We start from the raw sequence: 20,210 nt of genomic DNA on the forward strand, positions 1-20,210 counted from the left end.
TTCGTTAAAGCTCAAAAATGTTCGATATCGCTCATGATAGCAAGTGTTCGCTCGCTTTGGTAACGAAATAAAAACATTTCTACGTGATATGGATAACATATTGGCGTTAATATCAGCGCCAGCGGGGCGCGATGCCTTAACATGCCCCTTGTTTCCTTTCTTTCTCGACGAGTAAAACCATGGATCAATTTGAATGTATTGGTGTGGAAGAAGCACACCAGAAACTCCAGCAGCAGCAGGCGGTATTGGTGGATATCCGCGATCCGCAGAGCTTTGCCATGGGACACACGCCGGGGGCCTACCACCTCACCAACGACACGCTGGTGAACTTTATGCAGCAAACCGACTTCGACACGCCGGTCATGGTGATGTGCTACCACGGCAATAGCAGCAAAGGCGCCGCCCAATATCTGCTGCAGCAAGGCTATGACCAGGTCTACAGCATCGACGGTGGCTTTGACGCCTGGCACCGCCATTTCCCGGCTGAAGTCGCGCACGGCGCGTAAAGTTCAGCCCTTGTCGCTCCCTGCAGGTATACTGCTTGCCTTAATAAAAGCTTTACCCTAAATAATTTGAGTCGTAGGAAGACGGCAAGTGAGCTCATCCTCAGGCGCTTACATAAAGTAAGTAACTGAGGTGAGGGAGTGCAGACGGTGTACCTACGGCTCGAAGTATGACGGGTAAATAGACGAAGTTGGTTAAACTTTCATGATCATGATTACCTCTTTCGCCAACCCGCGCGTGGCGCAGGCTTTTGTCGATTACATGGCAACGCAGGGCGTTATTCTTACTATTCAGCAGCATACGCAAAGCGATGTCTGGCTGGCCGATGAAAGCCAGGTACAGTACGTTCGCGCCGAGCTGGAAAAGTTCGTCGCTAACCCTGGCGATCCACGTTACCAGGCCGCCAGTTGGAGCACCGGCCACAGCGGCGTGGGTTTCAGCTATAAACGCTATCCGTTTTTCGCCACCATCAAAGAGCGCGCCGGCCCGCTGACGCTTATCGTCATTGGCATGTGCATCGCGCTGTTTGTCCTGCTCAATATCGTGGGTTTCGGCCCGGTGATCTCCGTGCTTGGCTGGCCGCTCGTACCCGAGCAGCGCTTTGAGTTTTGGCGTTATTTCACGCACGGATTACTGCATTTCTCCTTGCTGCACATCCTCTTTAACCTACTATGGTGGTGGTATTTAGGCGGCGCGCTGGAAAAACGCCTCGGCACCGGCAAACTGCTGACGCTGACACTTATCTCCACCCTGTTGAGCGGTTTTATGCAGGCGAAATTTACCGGCCCGCTATTTGGCGGCCTGTCAGGCACGGTGTTTGCGCTGATGGGTTATGTCTGGTTACGCGGAGAGCGTGATCCTGAAAGCGGCATTCAGATGCAGCGCGGGCTCCTGGCGTTTGCCGTGATTTGGTTGGTTATTGAGGTCTTTACTCAGTCCGCTGTCATTCCAGCGCACCTGACCGGCATGCTGGTTGGCCTGGCGATGGCGCTGGTAGATACCCTGAATGCGCGAAAACGAACATAACAATGCTGGAGTAGCTTGTGAAGCAGACACAACGTCATGACGCGATTATTGAGCTGGTTAAGCAGCAGGGATACGTCAGTACCGAAGAGTTGGTGGAACAGTTTGCCGTCAGCCCGCAAACCATCCGCCGGGATTTAAATGACCTGGCCGATCAGAACATGATCCTGCGCCACCACGGCGGTGCGGCCCTGCCCTCCAGCTCGGTTAACACGCCGTGGCACGACCGAAAAGCAACGCAAACCGCGGAAAAAGAGCGTATTGCGCAGAAGGTTGCCAGCCAAATCCCTAACGGCGCCACGCTGTTTATCGACATTGGCACGACGCCGGAGGCCGTGGCGCATGCGCTGCTTAATCACAGCAATCTGCGCATTGTGACCAACAACCTCAACGTGGCCAACACGCTGATGGCGAAAGAAGATTTCCGTATCATCCTGGCAGGCGGAGAGCTGCGCAGCCGCGATGGCGGCATTATCGGCGAGGCCACGCTGGACTTTATTTCCCAGTTCCGCCTCGATTTTGGCATCCTCGGCATCAGCGGCATCGACAGCGATGGTTCTTTGCTGGAGTTCGACTACCACGAAGTTCGCACCAAGCGCGCGATTATCGAAAACTCCCGCAGCGTGTTGTTGGTCGTGGACCACTCGAAGTTTGGCCGTAATGCGATGGTGAATCTGGGCAGCATTAGCCTGGTGGATACTGTTTACACCGACGTGGTGCCACCGGCGGGCGTGATGCAGGTGATTAAAGAGAATAACGTGCAGCTGGAGCTGTGCTGAGTTTACCCTCACCCCGGCCCTCTCCCTAAAAGGGAGAGGGGGAAAAGAATCTGGTCCTTTTCTCCCATGTAAGTCGGGGGATGAATAAGCATCGCTATTCTGATCCCCTCTGCCGAGTGGGGAGAGGGAGGAAAGCTATACTGCCGTACTGATCCCCTCTCCCCTGCGGGGAGAGGGTTAGGGTGAGGGGAAAAGCTACAATCTCACCGGCTTAATATGCCAAATCTCGTCGGCGTACTCCTGAATCGTCCTGTCGGACGAGAAATAGCCCATATTGGCGATATTGTGCATGGTGCGGATAGTCCACTCCTCCGGCTGCTGGTAAACCTCATCCACCTTGTCCTGGCAGTCCACATAGCTGCGGTAATCCGCCAGCACCTGGTAGTGATCGCCAAAGTTAATCAACGAGTCCACCAAGTCCCGATAACGCCCTGGCTCTCCGGGGCTGAATGCCCCCGTCGCGACTTGCGTCAGCACCTGGCGCAACTCTTCGTCCTTCTCGTAATACTCCCGAGGGTTGTAGCCTTTACTGCGAAGCGCCTCCACCTCTTCTGCGGTGTTGCCGAAGATAAAGATGTTGTCCTTGCCGACGTGGTCGAGCATCTCCACGTTGGCACCGTCCAGCGTACCAATGGTCAGTGCTCCGTTAAGTGCGAACTTCATATTACTGGTGCCGGAAGCTTCGGTTCCCGCCAGCGAAATTTGCTCGGAGAGATCTGCCGCTGGAATAATCAACTGGGCGAGACTGACACTGTAGTTGGGGATAAACACCACTTTCAGTTTATCTTTAACCTGCAGGTCGTTGTTGATTACCTCCGCTACATCATTGATAAGATGGATAATATGCTTCGCCATGTAATAGGCCGACGCCGCTTTACCCGCGAAAATATTCACGCGTGGCACCCATTCCGCCTCCGGATCGGCTTTGATGCGGTTATAGCGGGTGATCACATGCAACACGTTCATTAACTGACGCTTATATTCATGAATGCGCTTAATCTGCACGTCGAACAAAGCATCCGGGTTCACCACCACGTTGAGTTGCTGCCCGATGTACGTTGCCAGCCGTTTTTTATTCGCCAGCTTGGCCTTGCGCACCGCCTGATGCACCGTCGGGTAGTCAATGTGCTGTTTAAGGTCGTTCAGCTGGCTTAAGTCCGTGCGCCAGGTCTGCCCGATATTCTCATCCAGCACTTCAGACAGCGCCGGGTTGGCAAGCGCCAGCCAGCGGCGCGGCGTGACGCCGTTCGTTTTGTTGCTAAAACGCATCGGGAAGATACTGGCAAAGTCGGCAAACAGGGACTGCACCATCAGGTTGGAGTGCAGTTCAGACACGCCATTCACCTTATGGCTGACCACCACCGCAAGCCAGGCCATTCGCACACGCCTGCCGTTGGATTCGTCGATAATAGATGCCCTGCCCAGCAGCCCCGTGTCGTTCGGGTACTGCTCCTGCAGGGTTTTCAGGAAGTAGTCGTTAATCTCAAAGATTATCTGCAGATGGCGTGGCAGGATTTTGCCGAGCATGTCCACCGGCCAGGTTTCCAGCGCCTCGCTCATCAGCGTGTGGTTGGTGTACGAGAAGACCTGGCAGGTCACTTCGAACGCTTCCTCCCATTCAAACTTATGCTCGTCAATCAGCAGCCGCATCAGCTCTGGGATAGACAGCACCGGGTGGGTGTCATTCAGGTGAATCGCAATTTTATCCGCAAGATTGGCATAGGTTTTATGCAACTGATAATGGCGGCTCAGGATGTCCTGCATGGTTGATGAAACCAGGAAGTATTCCTGACGCAGACGCAGCTCGCGCCCCGAATAGGTCGAGTCATCGGGATAAAGCACGCGGGACACGTTCTCGGAGTGGTTTTTGTCTTCCACCGCCGCGAAGTAATCACCCTGGTTAAACTTACCGAGGTTGATCTCGCTGCTCGCCTGGGCGTTCCACAGCCGCAGCGTGTTGGTCGCGTCGGTGTCGTAGCCCGGAATAATCTGGTCATAGGCGACCGCCAGGATCTCTTCGGTTTCGACCCAGCGAGCCTTTTTCCCCTCCTGCTGAATACGCCCGCCGAAACGCACCTTGTAGCGCGTATTGTGGCGCTTAAACTCCCACGGGTTGCCGTACTCCAGCCAGTAATCCGGCGACTCTTTCTGGCGGCCATCAACAATGTTTTGCTTGAACATCCCGTAGTCGTAGCGGATGCCGTAGCCACGCCCCGGCAGCCCCAGGGTCGCCAGCGAGTCGAGGAAACAGGCGGCGAGACGCCCTAAGCCACCGTTGCCAAGGCCGGGGTCGTTCTCCTCGTCAATCAACTCTTCGAGGTCGAGGCCCATCTCTTCGAGGGCATTTTTCACATCTTCATAGATGCCGAGGGAAAGCAGCGCGTTAGACAGCGTGCGCCCGATCAGAAACTCCATCGACAGGTAGTAAACCTGGCGGACTTCCTGAGAAAGCTGGGCGCGGTTGGAACGCAGCCAGCGCTCCACCAGCCTGTCGCGCACGGCAAAGAGCGTCGCGTTAAGCCACTCGTGTTTATTGGCGATGGCAGGGTCTTTCCCCACCGTAAACATCAGCTTATAGGCAATCGAGTGTTTAAGCGCCTCGACGCTCAGCGTGGGTGATGCATAGGAGAAGGGTGCGTTCATATCAGTGATTCCTGGTGTATGGGTAATTACATCAAGCGTTGATAAAGGTCGCGGTATGCCTGCGCCGCTACCTGCCAGCTAAAATCCATATTCATTGCCTGCCGCTGCACATAACGCCACAGTGACGGGCGGGACCACAGCACGAAAGCACGCCGGATCGCGCGGAGCAGCGACCAGGCATTACTGTCTTCAAACACAAAACCGGTAGCCACACCGTCGGCCAGATTCTCGAGAGAAGTATCAGACACGGTGTCGGCCAGGCCACCGGTTCGCCGCACCAGCGGCAAAGTGCCATATTTCAGGCCGTAGAGCTGCGTTAAGCCGCAGGGCTCAAAGCGGCTTGGGACTAAAATCACGTCAGCACCGCCCATGATGCGATGGGAAAATGCCTCGTGATAGCCAATCTGGACGCCGACCTGACCGGGATGCTCGGCCGCTGCAGCCAGGAACCCTTCCTGCAGCACGGAATCCCCGGCCCCCAACAGCGCGAGCTGGCCGCCCTGCTCCAGCAGCCCCGGCAATGCCTCAAGCACCAAATCCAGCCCTTTTTGGTTGGTTAACCGGCTGACCACGGCGAACAGCGGGACTTTGTCGTTCACCTTCAGCCCCATCGCCACCTGCAGCTGGCGTTTGTTTTCGGCTTTATCCTCCAGCGAATCGCGGTTATATCGCGAGGCCAGCAGCAGATCGCTTTCCGGATTCCAAATCTTGTCGTCCACGCCGTTTAAAATGCCTGACAGGCGCCCTTCACGCTGGCGCTGGCGCAGCAGCCCTTCCATGCCATAAGCAAAATGCGGGTCAGTAATCTCCCTCGCATAGGTTGGACTGACGGCGGTAATGTGGTCTGCATAGTAAAGCCCGGCCTTCAGGTACGAAATCTGCCCGTGGAATTCCAGTCCGTTCATGTCGTAAACCCACCACGGCAAATCAATTTCACTTAAGTGATGAGCATAGAACATTCCCTGATAGGCGAGATTGTGAACGGTAAATACCGACTTCGCTGGCCGCCCGCGAACCTCAAGGTAGGCCGGAGTCAGCCCGGCGTGCCAGTCGTGGGCATGCACCACATCGGGATGCCAGAAAGGATCCAGGCCACAGGCCATTTCTGCCCCAACCCAGCCAAGCAGCGCAAAGCGCAGCACATTGTCCTGGTAAGCGAACTGGTTTGTGTCGTGGTATGGGCTGCCCGGGCGTTCATAAAGATGGGGGGCATCAATCAGGTAAACGCCAACGCCGTTGTAGTGGCCGTAGAGCAGGCGCATATCGCCCGCGAACGTCTGTCGGTGAGCAACCACCTGAATATCTTCGATTCCTCGCCGTACATCAGGAAAAGCGGGCAGCAGGACGCGCGTATCAACACCGCCGGCAATTTGTGCCGCGGGCAAAGCGCCCAGCACGTCCGCAAGACCGCCCGTTTTCAGCAAAGGAAACATCTCGGAACAGACATGTAAGACCTGCATTATCGCTCCCATATGGAAAGTCGCGGCGCTGTGTCTTAATCATCAGGCAACGCCGAACGATAAAATAACCGCGCACGGCATCACCGTGCGCAGGCCAATCTTCAACGCGTTTCAGCCCTGCAGCTTCGCCAGCATCTCACGCGTGACCAGTACGATGCCCTCTTCAGAGCGGTAAAAACGGCGCGCGTCCTCTTCGGCATTTTCGCCAACCACCATGCCTTCAGGGATCACGCAGGCGCGGTCGATAATGCAGCGGCGTAACCGGCAGGAGCGTCCGACAATAACGTCCGGCAGCAAGACGGATGAATCGATGTTGCAGAACGAGTTGATACGCACGCGAGGAAACAGCACCGACTGCACGACGACTGAACCCGAAATAATGCAGCCGCCGGACACCAGCGAGTTCAGCGTCATGCCGTGGCTGCCGGAGCGATCCTGAACGAATTTAGCGGGCGGCAGCGGCTCCATATGGGTGCGGATCGGCCAGGCCTGGTCATACATATCCAGTTCCGGCATCACCGAGGCCAGGTCAAGGTTCGCTTTCCAGTAGGCTTCCAGCGTGCCCACATCGCGCCAGTAAGGTTCGGCGTTAGGGTCGGACTGTACGCAGGAGAGCGGGAACGGGTGAGCGTAGGCTTCGCCCGCACGGGTGATTTTCGGGATAATATCTTTGCCAAAATCGTGGCTGGAGTTTTCATCCTGGTCATCTTCTTCCAGAAGCTTGAACAGGTAATCCGCATCAAAAATGTAAATGCCCATGCTGGCCAGAGACTTACTGCTGTCGTTGGGCATCGTCGGCGGGTTTTCCGGCTTCTCTACGAAATCGATGATTTTTTCGTCCGCATCCACCGCCATAACGCCAAACGCTGATGCTTCATGCACCGGCACTGGCATACAGGCCACGGTGCAGCGCGCGCCCTTTTCGACGTGATCGATCAGCATGCGCGAATAGTCCTGCTTGTAGATGTGATCCCCGGCCAGGATCACCACATATTCGGCGTCGTAACGGCGAATAATGTCGAGGTTCTGGGTCACGGCGTCCGCCGTGCCGCGGTACCAGTTCTCACCGTGTACGCGCTGCTGGGCGGGCAGCAAATCCACAAACTCGTTCATCTCTTCACTAAAGAAAGACCAGCCGCGCTGAATATGCTGCACCAGGGTGTGCGATTGATACTGAGTAATTACCCCAATGCGGCGAATGCCGGAGTTAATGCAGTTGGATAGCGCAAAATCAATAATGCGGAACTTGCCGCCAAAGTGAACAGCAGGCTTGGCGCGGGTCGACGTGAGATCCTTCAGTCGAGTCCCGCGGCCACCGGCCAGAATTAACGCAACAGATTTGATGGGCAGTTGGCGGGCCAACATCAGCGGATCGTTTTTCTCAAACCTAACCATGACGAACTCCTTTTTCATGACTTGTGGAACACGCAAACTCCGTGCGCGGGACCATGCCATACAACCATCACGACCGGGTTGTCCTCTCCGGCAAACGGAGGAACGGCGTGCCATTCCCCCTCAGGTAGAACGATGTCCGCAACTTCTTCGGTCGCGTTAATTGCGATAAGCCAGCGGTCGGACAGCTGGATTTGCAGGCGATGTACGCCGTTTTGCCACTCATCGACGTTCAGGGGCTGCGCGTCTTTATTCAGCCAGCGGACGTTGCCATCACCCTCTTCCCACCAGCGGTTGGCGGTCAGCGCCGGGATTGCCTGCCGCAGCTGGAGGAGCGCCGCCGTAAAGGCCGTCAGACCTTCGTTGCCCTCAGCCCAGTCAAGCCAGGTCAGCACGTTATCCTGGCAGTAGGCGTTGTTGTTGCCGTGCTGGCTGTGGCCGTGTTCATCCCCGGCGAGCAGCATCGGCGTGCCCTGCGAGAGCAGCAGCGTGGTGAGCAGCGCATGGACGCTGTCGCGCCGCCGTTCCTTGGTAATCAGGCTGGCTTCAAGCCCTTCAAACCCATAGTTATTGCTAAAATTGCTGTTGGTGCCGTCGCGGTTATCTTCGCCGTTGGCTTCGTTATGCTTCTGGTTAAAACTTACGCAATCCCGCAGCGTAAAACCATCATGAGCGGTGATTAAATTAATGCTGGTAGAAGGCAGCCTTTCGCCGTGGCGATAAACGTCGCTTGAGCCGGCAAAGCGGCAGGCAAAGCCGCCCAAAGAGAGATCCTGCTGGAGCCAGAAGCGGCGCATCCCGTCCCTGAAATGATCGTTCCATTCGGCAAACAGCGGGGGAAAATTGCCTACCTGATAACCGCCCTGACCAATGTCCCAGGGCTCCGCAATCAGCTTCACCTGCGACAGGTGAGGATCGTTTTTGATCGCCTCAAACAGCGGTGCATCCTGCCGAAATTCGGGCATGCGCCCCATCACCGAAGCCAGATCGAACCGGAAACCGTCCACGTGAAAACTGTCGACCCAGTAGCGCAGGCAGTCGATCATCTGGGCAACCACGCCCGGTGTGCTGAGGTTCAGGGTGTTCCCGCAGCCGGTCCAGTTCTGGTAATCGCCGTTGTCCATTAACCAATAATAGCTACGGTTGTCGATTCCGCTCAGCGACAGGGTTGGGCCGTCCTTGTCCAGCTCCGCGCTGTGGTTCAGCACAATGTCGAGGATCACTTCTATCCCGGCCTGATGCAGTGCTTTGATAGCGCCCCGCAGCTCATTGGCCGCGTTATGGGGGTTCTGGTCTATCGCGTAGTAGCTTTCAACGGCATAGAAAGCGCGAGGGTTGTAGCCCCAATAGTTACTCAGCCCAAGCTGGGAAATGCGGGGTTCGGTAACAAAATGCGCCACGGGCAGCAGCTCAAGCGCCGTGATGCCCAGGCGCTTGAAGTAGTCGATCATCACCGGATGCCCCAGCGCCGCATAAGTCCCACGCAGATCTTCCGGGATGCCGGGGTGGAGCAGAGTCAGCCCGCGAACGTGGGCTTCATAGATAACCGTGTTACCCCACGGCGTTCTGAGCGGCCGGTCGTCTTCCCAGTCAAATTTCTCTCTGACCACCACGCACTTCGCCATGTGTGGAGCGCTGTCTTCAAGGTTGGGTTCGTCGTAGCCGCAGTGAAAATGCGGGTGATCTTCTGCCCCGCCCACGACCACGCGAGCGCAGGGATCGAGCAGCAGCTTCGCTGGATTGAAACGGTGGCCCTGCTCAGGCGCCCAGGGGCCATGAACCCGGTAGCCGTACAGTTGCCCCGGCTTGCCATCCGGCAAATAGCCGTGCCAGATATCCCCGGAGCGCGCAGGCATGTCGTAGCGGCGCTCGTGCCCATGCTCGTCGAACAGGCACAGCTCGACCTTTTCCGCATGCACGGAATAGAGCGTGAAGTTAACGCCTTTGCCGTCGAAATACGCCCCAAAAGGAGCCGGGCTGCCTTGGGTAAGCTGCGTCATGCGTCCCCCTCGCGGATCAACCAGAGCGTGGACAGCGGCGGCAGCGTAATACACAGCGAATGGTCGCGCCCGTGGCTAGGCACCGCCTCACTACGCACCGTGCCGCTGTTGCCGGTGTTACTGCCGTGATAGTGCATGGAGTCGGTATTCAGCTCTTCACGCCAGCGCCCTGGCTGGTTGATGCCGAAGCGATAGTGGTAACGCGGCACCGGCGTAAAGTTGCTGGCGACAATCACTTCATTGCCCTCGGCATCACGCCGCACGAAAATAAAGACTGAATTGGCCTTATCTTCCACCACCAGCCATTCAAAGCCGTAGCCGTCAAAATCCAGCTGATACAACGCCGCGTGACGCCGATAGGTATGATTCAGGTCGCGCACGAGGCGCTGCACGCCGTGGTGCCAGTTATCGCCGCCTTGCAGCAGGTGCCAGTCGAGGCTGCTGTCGTGGTTCCATTCCCTCCCCTGGGCAAATTCGTTGCCCATAAACAGCAGCTTTTTGCCTGGAAATGCCCACATCCAGCCGTAGTAAGCCCTAAGGTTGGCGAACTTCTGCCAGGCATCACCCGGCATACGATCGAGAATGGATTTTTTGCCGTGCACGACTTCATCGTGAGACAGCGGCAGCACAAAGTTTTCGGTGCCGTTGTACAGCATGCCGAAGGTCATTTTGTCGTGATGGTACTGGCGGTAAACCGGGTCGAGTTTCATGTAATCGAGCGTGTCGTGCATCCAGCCCAGGTTCCACTTAAACCAGAACCCAAGCCCGCCCATACTCGGTGGACGAGAAACGCCGGCAAAATCGGTGGACTCTTCCGCCATGGTCACCGCCCCCGGTGTTTGCTCACCGATGATACGGTTGGTGCTACGCAGAAACTCGATCGCTTCCAGATTTTCACGCCCGCCGTACTCATTCGGCACCCATTGGCCACTTTCCCGGCTATAGTCGCGGTAAATCATCGACGCCACTGCATCCACGCGCAGGCCATCAATGCCAAACCGCTCAATCCAGTAGAGCGCGTTGCCCACCAGATAGTTGCTGACTTCCCGGCGACCGTAGTTGTAAATCAGCGTGTTCCAGTCCTGGTGGTAGCCTTCTTGCGGATTGCCGTGCTCATACAGCGCGGTGCCGTCAAACTTCGCCAGCCCGGCGTCATCCGTCGGAAAATGCCCCGGTACCCAGTCCAACAAAACGTTAAGCCCGGCTTCGTGGGCGGTTCTGATCAGATAAAGAAAATCATCGCGGGTGCCGAAACGGCGCGTCGGCGCGTAAAGCCCCTGCGGCTGATAGCCCCAGCTACCGTCAAAGGGATGCTCGTTAACCGGCAGCAGTTCAAGATGGGTAAAGCCCATCTCCTTGACGTAAGGAATGAGCTGATCCGCCAGTTCTCGGTAGCTGAGCCAGAAATTATTGTCGGTGTGACGACGCCATGAACCGAGGTGCACCTCATAAATGGCGATGGGCTGGTCAAATCCGTTCGCTTTTTGCCGCTCGGGACTGAGCGTCGTTTTCTCCGGCAGGCCACAAATCAGCGAGGCCGTTTCCGGGCGCATTTGCGCTTCAAAAGCGTAGGGGTCGGCTTTAATACGCAGCCGCCCTTCGGCGTCCAGAAGTTCAAATTTATAAAGCTGGCCGTTATGCGCCCCTGGGATAAACAGCTCCCAGATGCCGCTTTCTCTCCGCAGCCGCATCGGATGGCGGCGGCCATCCCAATAGTTAAACTGCCCCACCACGGAGACGCGACGGGCGTTGGGCGCCCACAGCGAAAAGCGAGTTCCGGTCACGCCGTCCATTGTGTCTGCGTGCGCACCCAGCGTTTCGTAAGGGCGTAAATGTGTACCTTCTGAGAGCAGCCAGCTATCCAGTTCCTGAATCAAAGGGCCAAAACGGTAGGGATCGTCGATCAGGTTTTCCTGGCCGTGCCAGACAACCGCCAACTGGTAGCGAAAAGCGTTTTTACGGCGAGGTATCAGCCCACAGAAGAAGCCGCGGAAATCGAGGCAGTCAAGCTGAGCGACTTTGCGCCCTGTTTTAGGCTCAATAACCCACACTTCGGTGGCGTCAGGCAGCAGCGCCCGGACTTCAAGTCCGGCGTCGGTTTGGTGCATCCCCAGCAGGGAAAACGGATCGGCAAAATGACCCGCAATTAGCGCATTAATCACGTCTTTTTCCGGCAGAACAGACATGGCATTTTCCTTTTTTATGTGTCACCGATGACCCGCCCTACGCCTGCGTGCGGATACGACACTTATCATTGACCCCGACGAACGGCGCGCAACTCCTGTAAGCCAGTTCGCCCAATACTCGCCAAAACGCTTGCGCGTGCTGACTTAAGCATAGCCAACGCTTTATTAACTCCTCGTGAAATTAATTAATGACTTTCGTTGTACCTTAAATTACAGGCAAAAAAAGAGGGGCCACAAAGCCCCTCTGGTAAATAAGTGTAATTATGAGAGTGATCGCAGCATTCTGCGCAGCGGTTCGGCGGCGCCCCATAGCAGCTGGTCGCCGACGGTGAAGGCGGAAAGGTACTCCGGCCCCATGTTCAGCTTGCGCAGACGGCCAACTGGCGTCGACAGCGTGCCGGTAACTGCGGCAGGCGTTAGTTCACGCATGGTGATATCACGGTCGTTTGGCACCACTTTCGCCCACGGGTTGTGCGCGGCCAGCAGCTCTTCCACGGTAGGAATAGACACATCTTTCTTCAGCTTGATGGTGAACGCCTGGCTATGGCAGCGCAGCGCGCCTACGCGCACGCACAGACCATCAACCGGGATAACGGTAGAGGTCGCAAGAATTTTGTTGGTTTCGGCCTGGCCTTTCCACTCTTCACGGCTCTGGCCGTTGTCGAGCTGCTTGTCGATCCACGGGATCAGGCTCCCGGCCAGCGGCACGCCGAAGTTATCCACCGGCAGCTTGCCGCTGCGGCCAAGTTCGGTGACCTTACGTTCGATATCAAGAATAGCGGAAGCCGGATTTGCTAGCTCGGTACAGACTTCGCCGTACAGCTGGCCCATTTGGTTCAGCAGCTCGCGCATGTGGCGCGCGCCGCCGCCAGACGCTGCCTGGTAAGTCGCCACGGAAACCCAGTCAACCAGGTCGTTGGCAAACAGGCCGCCGAGGGACATCAGCATCAGGCTGACGGTGCAGTTACCGCCCACGAAGGTTTTCACGCCTTTGTTCAGGCCTTCCTGAATAACGTGCTGGTTTACCGGGTCGAGGATAATAATCGCGTCATCTTTCATGCGTAGAGAAGAAGCTGCGTCGATCCAGTAACCTTGCCAGCCGCTTTCACGGAGCTTTGGATAGATTTCGTTGGTATAATCGCCGCCCTGGCAGGTCACGATGATATCCAGCGCCTTCAGCGCTTCCAGATCAAATGCGTCCTGCAGTGTACCGCCGGTGGTGCCGGCAAACGTAGGGGCTGCCTGCCCAAGCTGGGAAGTGGAGAAGAAAACCGGACGAATGGCGTCAAAATCGCGCTCTTCCACCATGCGTTGCATGAGTACAGAGCCGACCATACCGCGCCAGCCAATAAAACCAACATTTTTCATAGCGACTTAATCCTGCAGAGATGATTGCGTGTGTAAGCGCTGGCCGTGGGCCAGAACATCACTCCACCTTACAAAATGCAGCCAAAGTCGCAAGTGAAATTAATCAATGATATCCACCGTGTCAGAAACAAAGCTTATTACCAGAAACAACTTGCCAGATTTTGGGGAAAACAGATGACTGAAATCATATCCGCCGCGGTACTCCTGATCCTGATTATGGACCCGCTGGGTAACTTGCCGATCTTTATGTCGGTCCTGAAACACACGGAGCCAAAGCGCCGCCGGGCCATTATGATCCGCGAACTGCTTATTGCTCTGCTGCTGATGCTTATCTTCCTGTTTGCCGGGGAAAAAATTCTTGGTTTCCTGAATTTACGCGCTGAAACCGTGTCGATTTCAGGCGGCATCATTCTGTTCCTGATTGCCATTAAGATGATTTTCCCAGGCCAGGAAGGCAGTTCGTCCGGTCTGCCTGCGGGTGAAGAACCATTTATCGTGCCGCTGGCGATTCCGCTGGTTGCCGGCCCTTCTCTGCTGGCGACGCTGATGCTGCTTTCGCACCAGTATCCCAACCAGATGGGGCATTTAGTCGCCGCGCTAATGCTAGCCTGGGGCGGTACCGTGGCGATTCTGCTGCAATCTTCGCTGTTCCTGCGTCTGCTGGGTGAGAAAGGGGTTAACGCCCTGGAGCGCCTGATGGGGCTGGTGCTGGTGATGATTTCCACCCAGATGTTCCTGGATGGGATTCGTACCTGGATGCGGGGGTAAGACAAACCCTCACCCTAACCCTCTCCCTAAAAGGGAGAGGGAACGAATCGAGTCCTGCTCCTAACCCTCTATTTTCCCCTCACGAACACATATACCGATACGGACCCGGCTGGCATGCCCGCAGCAAGAGGTGAAGGTTTTCCTGCTTCAGCGTATACATGCCGCCAAAGAAGGGATCGACAATCAGCCACCCCGGCACGCCGAAGAAGATGATATTGCCGAAGAGATACCAGCGACTTAAGCGGGTTTCCAGCGGCAGCGACGTCGAGTAATACCCTTCATGCTTGAGCGTCAACGTGTAGCTTTTCTTCCCGAAGTAGCTGCCGTCTGTCTTTTTAAGCGTCACGGACTGCGGCGTAATGCCCTGGGCGGCGATATCACCCTTGCCATCAAAAATCGCAAAGGCGGCACTCTTTGGCGTACTGTCGATATACACCGTGGCGTCGTTGTTACCCACCAGCGTCGCGCAGCCGGTTAGTAACGGCAATAGCAGTAAGAAGAGGAACTTTTTCATGCGGACACTCCCTGTTTGATAGGGAGTCATAGCGTCACTGGAAGAGAAAACCTTAACCCGTAAAACAAAACACCCGGCCATTGCCGGGTGTTTTAAGCGGGGATAAGACGAGAGATTAAGACAGCAGGCTGAACGCAATCATTCCGACAATCGCCCCGGTGGTGCCGAGGATGGTTTCCATCATCGTCCAGGTCTTCAGCGTCTGCGCTTCGGTTGCGCCGGTAAACTTACCGAACAGCCAAAAGCCCGCGTCGTTCACGTGGCTCACCACGATAGAGCCGCCCGCGATACAAATCGACAGAGCTGCCATCTGAGCGCCGTTATAGTTCAGTTGCTCGATAACCGGCATCACCAGGCCAACCGCAGTGAGACAGGCCACGGTAGCGGAACCCTGGATGATACGCACCGCCGCCGCCAGCACGAAGCAGGTAATCGCGATAGGCAGGCCCATCCCGGTCAGCGCTTCACCCAGGGCGGGGCCCACGCCGGAGTCAACCAGAACCTGTTTGAACACGCCACCGGCACCGATAACCAGCAGGATAATGCCCGCCGGCTGCAGCGCCTGGCCGCAAATCGCCATCACTTTTTCTTTATCCATGCCCTGACGGTAAGCCAGGCCATAAATAGCCACCAGGCAGGCGACCAGAATCGCGGTGAACGGGTGACCGATAAATTCCAGCCACTCGTACAGCGAAGAACCCGGCGCGGTAAAGCGAGCGGCGATAGTTTTCAGGCCAACCAGCACCAGCGGCAGCAGGATCAGCGACAGGCTGAAACCGAAGGACGGCAGCTTGCCTTCACCCAGATGCGGCTCGGAGATGTCTTCAGGAATTTCCAGCGAAACAAATTTGCTGATGAAGTTCCCGAACAGCGGCCCGGCGATAATCATGCCCGGGATCGCGGCGCACAGACCAATCAGGATCATCCAGCCAAAGTCAGCGTGCATCTGGGAGGCCAGCAGCATTGGCGCAGGCCCCGGCAGCAGGAACGCCGCAGCGGCAGCGACACCAGCAAACAAAGGAATCACCAGCTTCACCAGGTTCGTTCCGGTATGGCGCGCCATTGAAAATGCCACGCTAATCAGCAGCACGATAGCCACTTCAAAGAACAGCGGCAGCGCGCAAATCAGGCCAGCCAGGCCAATCGCATAATGCGCGCGGCTGTGGCCGAAGGACTTCAGCATTTTGACGGCAATCTGATCCACCGCGCCGGTTTCATGCAGAATTTTACCGAACATGGCACCGAGGGCGACCACAATCGCCAGGAAGCCCAGCGTGCCGCCCATACCTTTCTGCATGGTGTCGGCGATTTTGTCGAGCGGCATGCCGGAGAAAAGCCCGGCACCAATAGAAACCACCATCAAAGCCACGAAGGCGTGCATACGCGCCTTCATCACTAAAAATAGCAGGAGCAGCACGGAGCCGACCGCGGTTAAAACAAGCGTTAATGTACTCACTCTGCGCTGCCTTGGTTGATCAATGCGAGGGTGCTGGCGACGACGCCGTCCAGCGGCTGGTCGATATCGACGATCAGCACGTCTTTTTCATCCGCCTGCGGTTCTTGCAGGGTTTCGAATTGGGTCACCAGCATCTGGGTTTTAAAGAAGTGGCCTTTCCGCGCCTTCAGGCGGTTTTCGATCACTTCAAAATCACCTTTCATATAGATGAAGGAGAGGTTTGGGTTACCGTCACGCAGCAGGTCGCGATAGTGCTTTTTCAGCGCCGAGCAGACGATCAGCGAAACCTTGTTGGTGCGCTGCATCGCAAAGGCAGCGTCGTTCAACGCTTTCAGCCAAGGGGTACGGTCGTCGTCGTTCAGCGGCTCGCCGGAGGCCATTTTCAGGATGTTGCTGCGGGGGTGCAGGAAGTCGCCGTCAAGAAACGCGGCGTTCAGCTGATGGGCAACTTCGCTGGCAACGGCGGATTTACCGCTGCCGGAGACGCCCATCAGGACGTAAATGTGGTGGTCGTGGTTAGTAGTGCTCATGATGGCTCCGACTCTGACACAAAGCAATGCGCCTGGTTTTGTTACGGGTAACTGTTACCGATAACATTTTCCAGCCTGGCTGAGCATTAAGCAATAACCATTAGCTTGCAAAGTGTATAAGTGTGAGCTGCATCAAATAAAAATTTTGGCCTAGATCGAGCCGCCAGGCGACAACGTAAAGCCTAAATCCAGCATTTTCGGGGTAATGATTTCACCGCGAATACGTGCCAGAAGACGCTCTGCGCCGATACGCCCCATGCGCTCTCGCGGGGTCAGCACGCTCGCCAGACGCGGCTCCATTACCTGCCCGATATCGTGGCCATGGAAACCAGCAATCGCCATATCTTCCGGGATACGCAGCCCCTGTCGCTGGCATTCAAATGCCGCACCAATCGCTAAGTCATCGTTAGTGCAGAAGATGCTGTCGAGCTGGGGATATTCACGTTTTGCCCGACGCAGCAGTTCAATACCGGTGGAATAAGACGAGGAGTTCTCAATCATCACGCTGTACGGCGTCAGCCCGGCGTCGAGCATCGCCTGCTCGTAACCTTTTTGCTTGATGAGGGTACGTTCGTCGAGGCGAGCACCGAGGTAGGCCACATGTTTGTGGCCGCGGGCGATAATGCTGGCCGTCATTTGACGAGCCGCCTCGAAGTTATCAAAACCTACGGCAATATCCAGGCAAGGAGAGACGCTGTCCATCAGCTCCACTACCGGGATCCCGGCGACCTCAATCATTTTCAGCGTTCTGGGCGTGTGGTTGCGCTCGGTCAGGATCAGGCCGTCAATATTCCAGGACAGCATGGATTCCAGACGCTCCTGCTCCAGCTCAGGCTTATAGCCGTAGTGAGCCAGCATGGTCTGGTAACCGTGGGCATCAATGACGTTTTCGATGCCGCGCAGCACTTCGGCGAACACCTGGTTGGTCAGGGAAGGCAGCAGGACGCCAATGGCCCGGCTGGTTGAATTAGAAAGGATATCCGGCGCACGATTCGGGATATAGCCCAGTTCATCTAACGCGGCGGCAATTTTCACCTGCAGCGCGGCAGACACCTGATCAGGATTACGTAAGAAACGGCTGACCGTCATTTTGGTCACACCAACGCGATCTGCAACATCCTGTAGTACCGGTCTTTTCTTTTTCATTGTCCTGCGCGACTTGTGAAGTTTCGACAGCCGAGTTTAGCACGGACAAAAGAAAACCCGCCCCTTTTTCAGGGGCAGGTTGTGACGGGTAACGTTATACCGGCGGCAGGTCGAACAACAGGATCTCGCTCGCTTCGCTGGCGTGAACGGAAATCGCTTGCTCATCCCAGACCGCGATCGCGTCGCTGGTTTTTGCCTGCGTACCGTTAATGGACACCTCGCCTTTTACAACCTGGATCCAAACGCGGCGGTCGGCCGGAATTTGATAAACCGACTGCTCATCTTTGGCCAGCGCCCAGCGGGACAGCTCCATATCCTGGTAAACCTTTAGTGAGCCGTCGCGAGCATCCGGGGAAAGCACCAGCTGGCGCCCTTGAGGAGCGTCAAAACGGCGCTGATCGTAGCGCGGCGTAATCCCGGTTTTTTCTGGAATGATCCAAATCTGGTACAGGCGCAGCGGTTCGGTCTGGCTGGCGTTGTACTCAGAGTGGCGGATCCCGGTCCCGGCGCTCATGATCTGGAATTCACCCGCAGGCACACGTTCTTTGTTGCCCATGCTATCCTGGTGCTCAACCGCGCCTTCCAGCACATAGGTCAGAATTTCCATGTCTTTGTGCGGATGGGTTCCAAAACCCTGGCCCGCATCGATCACGTCTTCGTTGATGACCCGCAGCGCCGAGAAGCCCATAAAGTTGGCATCATAATAGTCGGCAAAAGAGAAGGTATGCCAGCTGTCCAGCCAGCCGTGGTTCGCATGGCCGCGGTCCTGTGCTTTTCTTAAGTAGATCATGGTATGTCCTCCGCAATTCGTTTGATGGAATAAGTGTGGACCCATTTCGCGGAGGATCATAGAGGGTGAAAATTGACTCCTCTGTTCAAAAAAAGTGAACGAGTTAGAGGAGTCAAAATACTATCAGGCGAGGCTTATTGTCGCAGGAGAAGGCTGTTCGAAACCGCGTTCGAGGATTTCCAGGTTGGTGAGAGCTTCAATTTCTCTGACGTAATTAGGCTTACCGTCGATCAACGTGTCGTACAGCGCATCATAGACGCGGCCATAGTCACCCACTTCCGGTTTCCACTCTTCACGCACCGTTTCCCCGACTTCGTTAACGTACTCCAGCGTCGCCACGCTGCTGTCCGCACCGAACCCTGGCTCACCCGGCATGATGTACGCTTTGAGGCTGGTTTCCTGCTGGTCGATGCCATACTTCACGAACGAGCCTTTGGTGCCGTGTACGATAAATTTCGGGTAGTCGATTTTCACCAAATGGCTGGTTTTCACGATCGCTTTCAGGTCGCCGTAGAACAGCTGGGCTTCAAAGGTATCGTCCGGGTTGGCTTTGTTCCGCAGACTGCGGATGTCATAGGCAACGTGATCCGGGCGACCAAACAGGGAGATGATTTGGTCCATGGTGTGCACACCCAGGCCGTAGAACGCGCCGTCCGCCGGTTTACCAGGGTTCGCAGGTGCATCCGGGCGGTACATATCGAAGTGACTTTCAATTTCCACGATCTTGCCGAGCTTGCCGCTCTCAATGGCTTTTTTCATCGTCAGGAAGCAGGCGTCAAAGCGACGGTTCTGGTAAGGCGTGACAATCAGGCCCTTCTCTTTTGCCAGCGCAAACAGCTCACGCGCTTCGGCAAGCGTCGGGGTGAACGGTTTTTCCACCAGCACGTTTTTACCCGCTTCGAGCGCCTTTTTCGCATACTCAAAATGGCTGTCAACGTGGGTGCAAATCACCACCAGTTTGACCAGCGGATCATTGAGAATGTCATCCAGCTGGCTGGTGAAGTGAATGCCCGCATACTGCGGCTGCTTTTCCAGTTCCGGTTTTTCACTGCGGCGGAAGATATGGGCCACGTTGAGTTTGTCTTTACGAACCAGAACGAATGGAAGGTGGTAGCGGGTGGTACTTTTACCAAAGCCGATGAAGGCACAGTGCAGAGTCATTTCATTGTCCTTTTTGATTTGAGCTGCCTGTACCTTACTGCAAAGCCGCGCCACGTTATAGCCGCAGACTTATTTTAAAGGTTGGGCGTAGCCAACGCGGCTACGGCTTCAAATAAGAAGGGCACCAGGTTTGCCCAAAGTAGTTGGAGCTGTAGCAAGGCGGCAAGGGAGGGCATCCCGATGAGCTTACTTCGGTAAGTGATTCGGGTAACTGAGTGCAGCCAACGCCGCTACGGCTTCAAATAAGAAGGACACCAGGTTTGCCCAAAGTAGTTGGAGCTGTAGCAAGGCGGCAAGGGAGGGCATCCCGATGAGCTTACTTCGGTAAGTGATTCGGGTAACTGAGTGCAGCCAACGCGGCTACGGCTTCAAATAAGAAGGGCAAAAAAAAAGCCAGCACCCGGCTGGCTAAAGTAATACTGGAAGCAATGTGAGCAATGTCGTGCTTTCAGGATGTCTCCGTAGGGGTCTCCCCTGAACGCATGGCAAT

Annotated in this window: 16 protein-coding genes; 4 read left to right on the plus strand and 12 right to left on the minus strand. The window is 56.0% G+C overall.

From position 1 onward, the window contains the following. Nucleotides 1-179 precede the first annotated feature (179 nt). The 3 genes from glpE (at nucleotide 180) to LH23_RS03855 (ending at nucleotide 2,306) form a co-directional block, all read left to right on the plus strand. On the plus strand, nucleotides 180-506 hold the full coding sequence (glpE, locus tag LH23_RS03845) for a thiosulfate sulfurtransferase GlpE (RefSeq protein ID WP_008457894.1): 327 nt from the start codon (nucleotides 180-182) through the stop codon (nucleotides 504-506). A 202-nt stretch (nucleotides 507-708) separates the two neighbouring features. Next, entirely contained in the window at nucleotides 709-1,530 is an 822-nt protein-coding gene (glpG, locus tag LH23_RS03850; protein WP_039288507.1) for a rhomboid family intramembrane serine protease GlpG, read from the plus strand. A gap of 17 nt (nucleotides 1,531-1,547) precedes the next feature. Then, nucleotides 1,548-2,306, plus strand: a complete 759-nt coding sequence (locus tag LH23_RS03855; protein WP_008457897.1) for a DeoR/GlpR family transcriptional regulator — start codon at nucleotides 1,548-1,550, stop codon at nucleotides 2,304-2,306. Nucleotides 2,307-2,501: 195 nt separating this feature from the next. On the opposite strand, the gene glgP is transcribed toward LH23_RS03855, so the two are convergent. The 6 genes from glgP to asd all read right to left on the minus strand — a co-directional run bounded on the left by glgP (nucleotide 2,502) and on the right by asd (nucleotide 13,355). Next, complete coding sequence (gene glgP, locus LH23_RS03860) at nucleotides 2,502-4,949, minus strand: glycogen phosphorylase (RefSeq protein ID WP_039288510.1); 2,448 nt, start codon at nucleotides 4,947-4,949, stop codon at nucleotides 2,502-2,504. Between the two features lie 26 nt (nucleotides 4,950-4,975). Next, entirely contained in the window at nucleotides 4,976-6,409 is a 1,434-nt protein-coding gene (gene glgA / locus LH23_RS03865) for a glycogen synthase GlgA (protein ID WP_039288513.1), read from the minus strand. 111 nt (nucleotides 6,410-6,520) lie between these two features. After that, nucleotides 6,521-7,804, minus strand: coding sequence for a glucose-1-phosphate adenylyltransferase (gene glgC, locus LH23_RS03870; RefSeq protein ID WP_039288516.1), 1,284 nt, complete (start codon nucleotides 7,802-7,804; stop codon nucleotides 6,521-6,523). A 14-nt stretch (nucleotides 7,805-7,818) separates the two neighbouring features. After that, nucleotides 7,819-9,801, minus strand: a complete 1,983-nt coding sequence (glgX, locus tag LH23_RS03875) for a glycogen debranching protein GlgX (RefSeq protein WP_039288518.1) — start codon at nucleotides 9,799-9,801, stop codon at nucleotides 7,819-7,821. After that, nucleotides 9,798-11,987, minus strand: coding sequence for a 1,4-alpha-glucan branching enzyme (gene glgB / locus LH23_RS03880; protein ID WP_039288521.1), 2,190 nt, complete (start codon nucleotides 11,985-11,987; stop codon nucleotides 9,798-9,800). The genes glgX and glgB overlap by 4 nt, the downstream gene beginning before the upstream one ends. Before the next feature lie 261 nt (nucleotides 11,988-12,248). Next, complete coding sequence (asd, locus tag LH23_RS03885; protein ID WP_039288524.1) at nucleotides 12,249-13,355, minus strand: aspartate-semialdehyde dehydrogenase; 1,107 nt, start codon at nucleotides 13,353-13,355, stop codon at nucleotides 12,249-12,251. A gap of 174 nt (nucleotides 13,356-13,529) precedes the next feature. On the opposite strand from asd, the gene LH23_RS03890 reads away from it, so the two are divergent. Beyond that, on the plus strand, nucleotides 13,530-14,123 hold the full coding sequence (locus LH23_RS03890; RefSeq protein ID WP_039296359.1) for a YhgN family NAAT transporter: 594 nt from the start codon (nucleotides 13,530-13,532) through the stop codon (nucleotides 14,121-14,123). Between the two features lie 79 nt (nucleotides 14,124-14,202). Here LH23_RS03890 and LH23_RS03895 read toward each other — a convergent pair whose 3' ends face one another. The 6 genes from LH23_RS03895 to LH23_RS03920 form a co-directional block, all read right to left on the minus strand. After that, nucleotides 14,203-14,637 carry a hypothetical protein gene (locus tag LH23_RS03895; protein WP_039288527.1) on the minus strand — a complete coding sequence of 145 codons (435 nt, stop codon included), beginning with the start codon at nucleotides 14,635-14,637 and terminating at the stop codon, nucleotides 14,203-14,205. Nucleotides 14,638-14,752: 115 nt separating this feature from the next. Beyond that, nucleotides 14,753-16,093, minus strand: a complete 1,341-nt coding sequence (gene gntU / locus LH23_RS03900; protein ID WP_008457911.1) for a gluconate transporter — start codon at nucleotides 16,091-16,093, stop codon at nucleotides 14,753-14,755. Beyond that, complete coding sequence (gntK, locus tag LH23_RS03905; protein ID WP_008457913.1) at nucleotides 16,090-16,623, minus strand: gluconokinase; 534 nt, start codon at nucleotides 16,621-16,623, stop codon at nucleotides 16,090-16,092. The genes gntU and gntK overlap by 4 nt, the downstream gene beginning before the upstream one ends. 150 nt (nucleotides 16,624-16,773) lie before the next feature. After that, a complete protein-coding gene (gene gntR / locus LH23_RS03910; protein WP_039288530.1) occupies nucleotides 16,774-17,769 on the minus strand; it encodes a gluconate operon transcriptional repressor GntR in 996 nt (331 codons plus the stop codon). Between the two features lie 94 nt (nucleotides 17,770-17,863). Continuing rightward, nucleotides 17,864-18,559 (minus strand): pirin family protein, encoded by a 696-nt coding sequence (locus tag LH23_RS03915; protein WP_039288533.1) that lies wholly within the window; start codon nucleotides 18,557-18,559, stop codon nucleotides 17,864-17,866. Nucleotides 18,560-18,682: 123 nt separating this feature from the next. After that, on the minus strand, nucleotides 18,683-19,720 hold the full coding sequence (locus tag LH23_RS03920) for an oxidoreductase (RefSeq protein ID WP_039288537.1): 1,038 nt from the start codon (nucleotides 19,718-19,720) through the stop codon (nucleotides 18,683-18,685). Nucleotides 19,721-20,210 lie beyond the last annotated feature (490 nt).

It is taken from the genome of Cedecea neteri (assembly GCF_000758305.1).
Classification (GTDB): Bacteria; Pseudomonadota; Gammaproteobacteria; order Enterobacterales; family Enterobacteriaceae; genus Cedecea; species Cedecea neteri_C.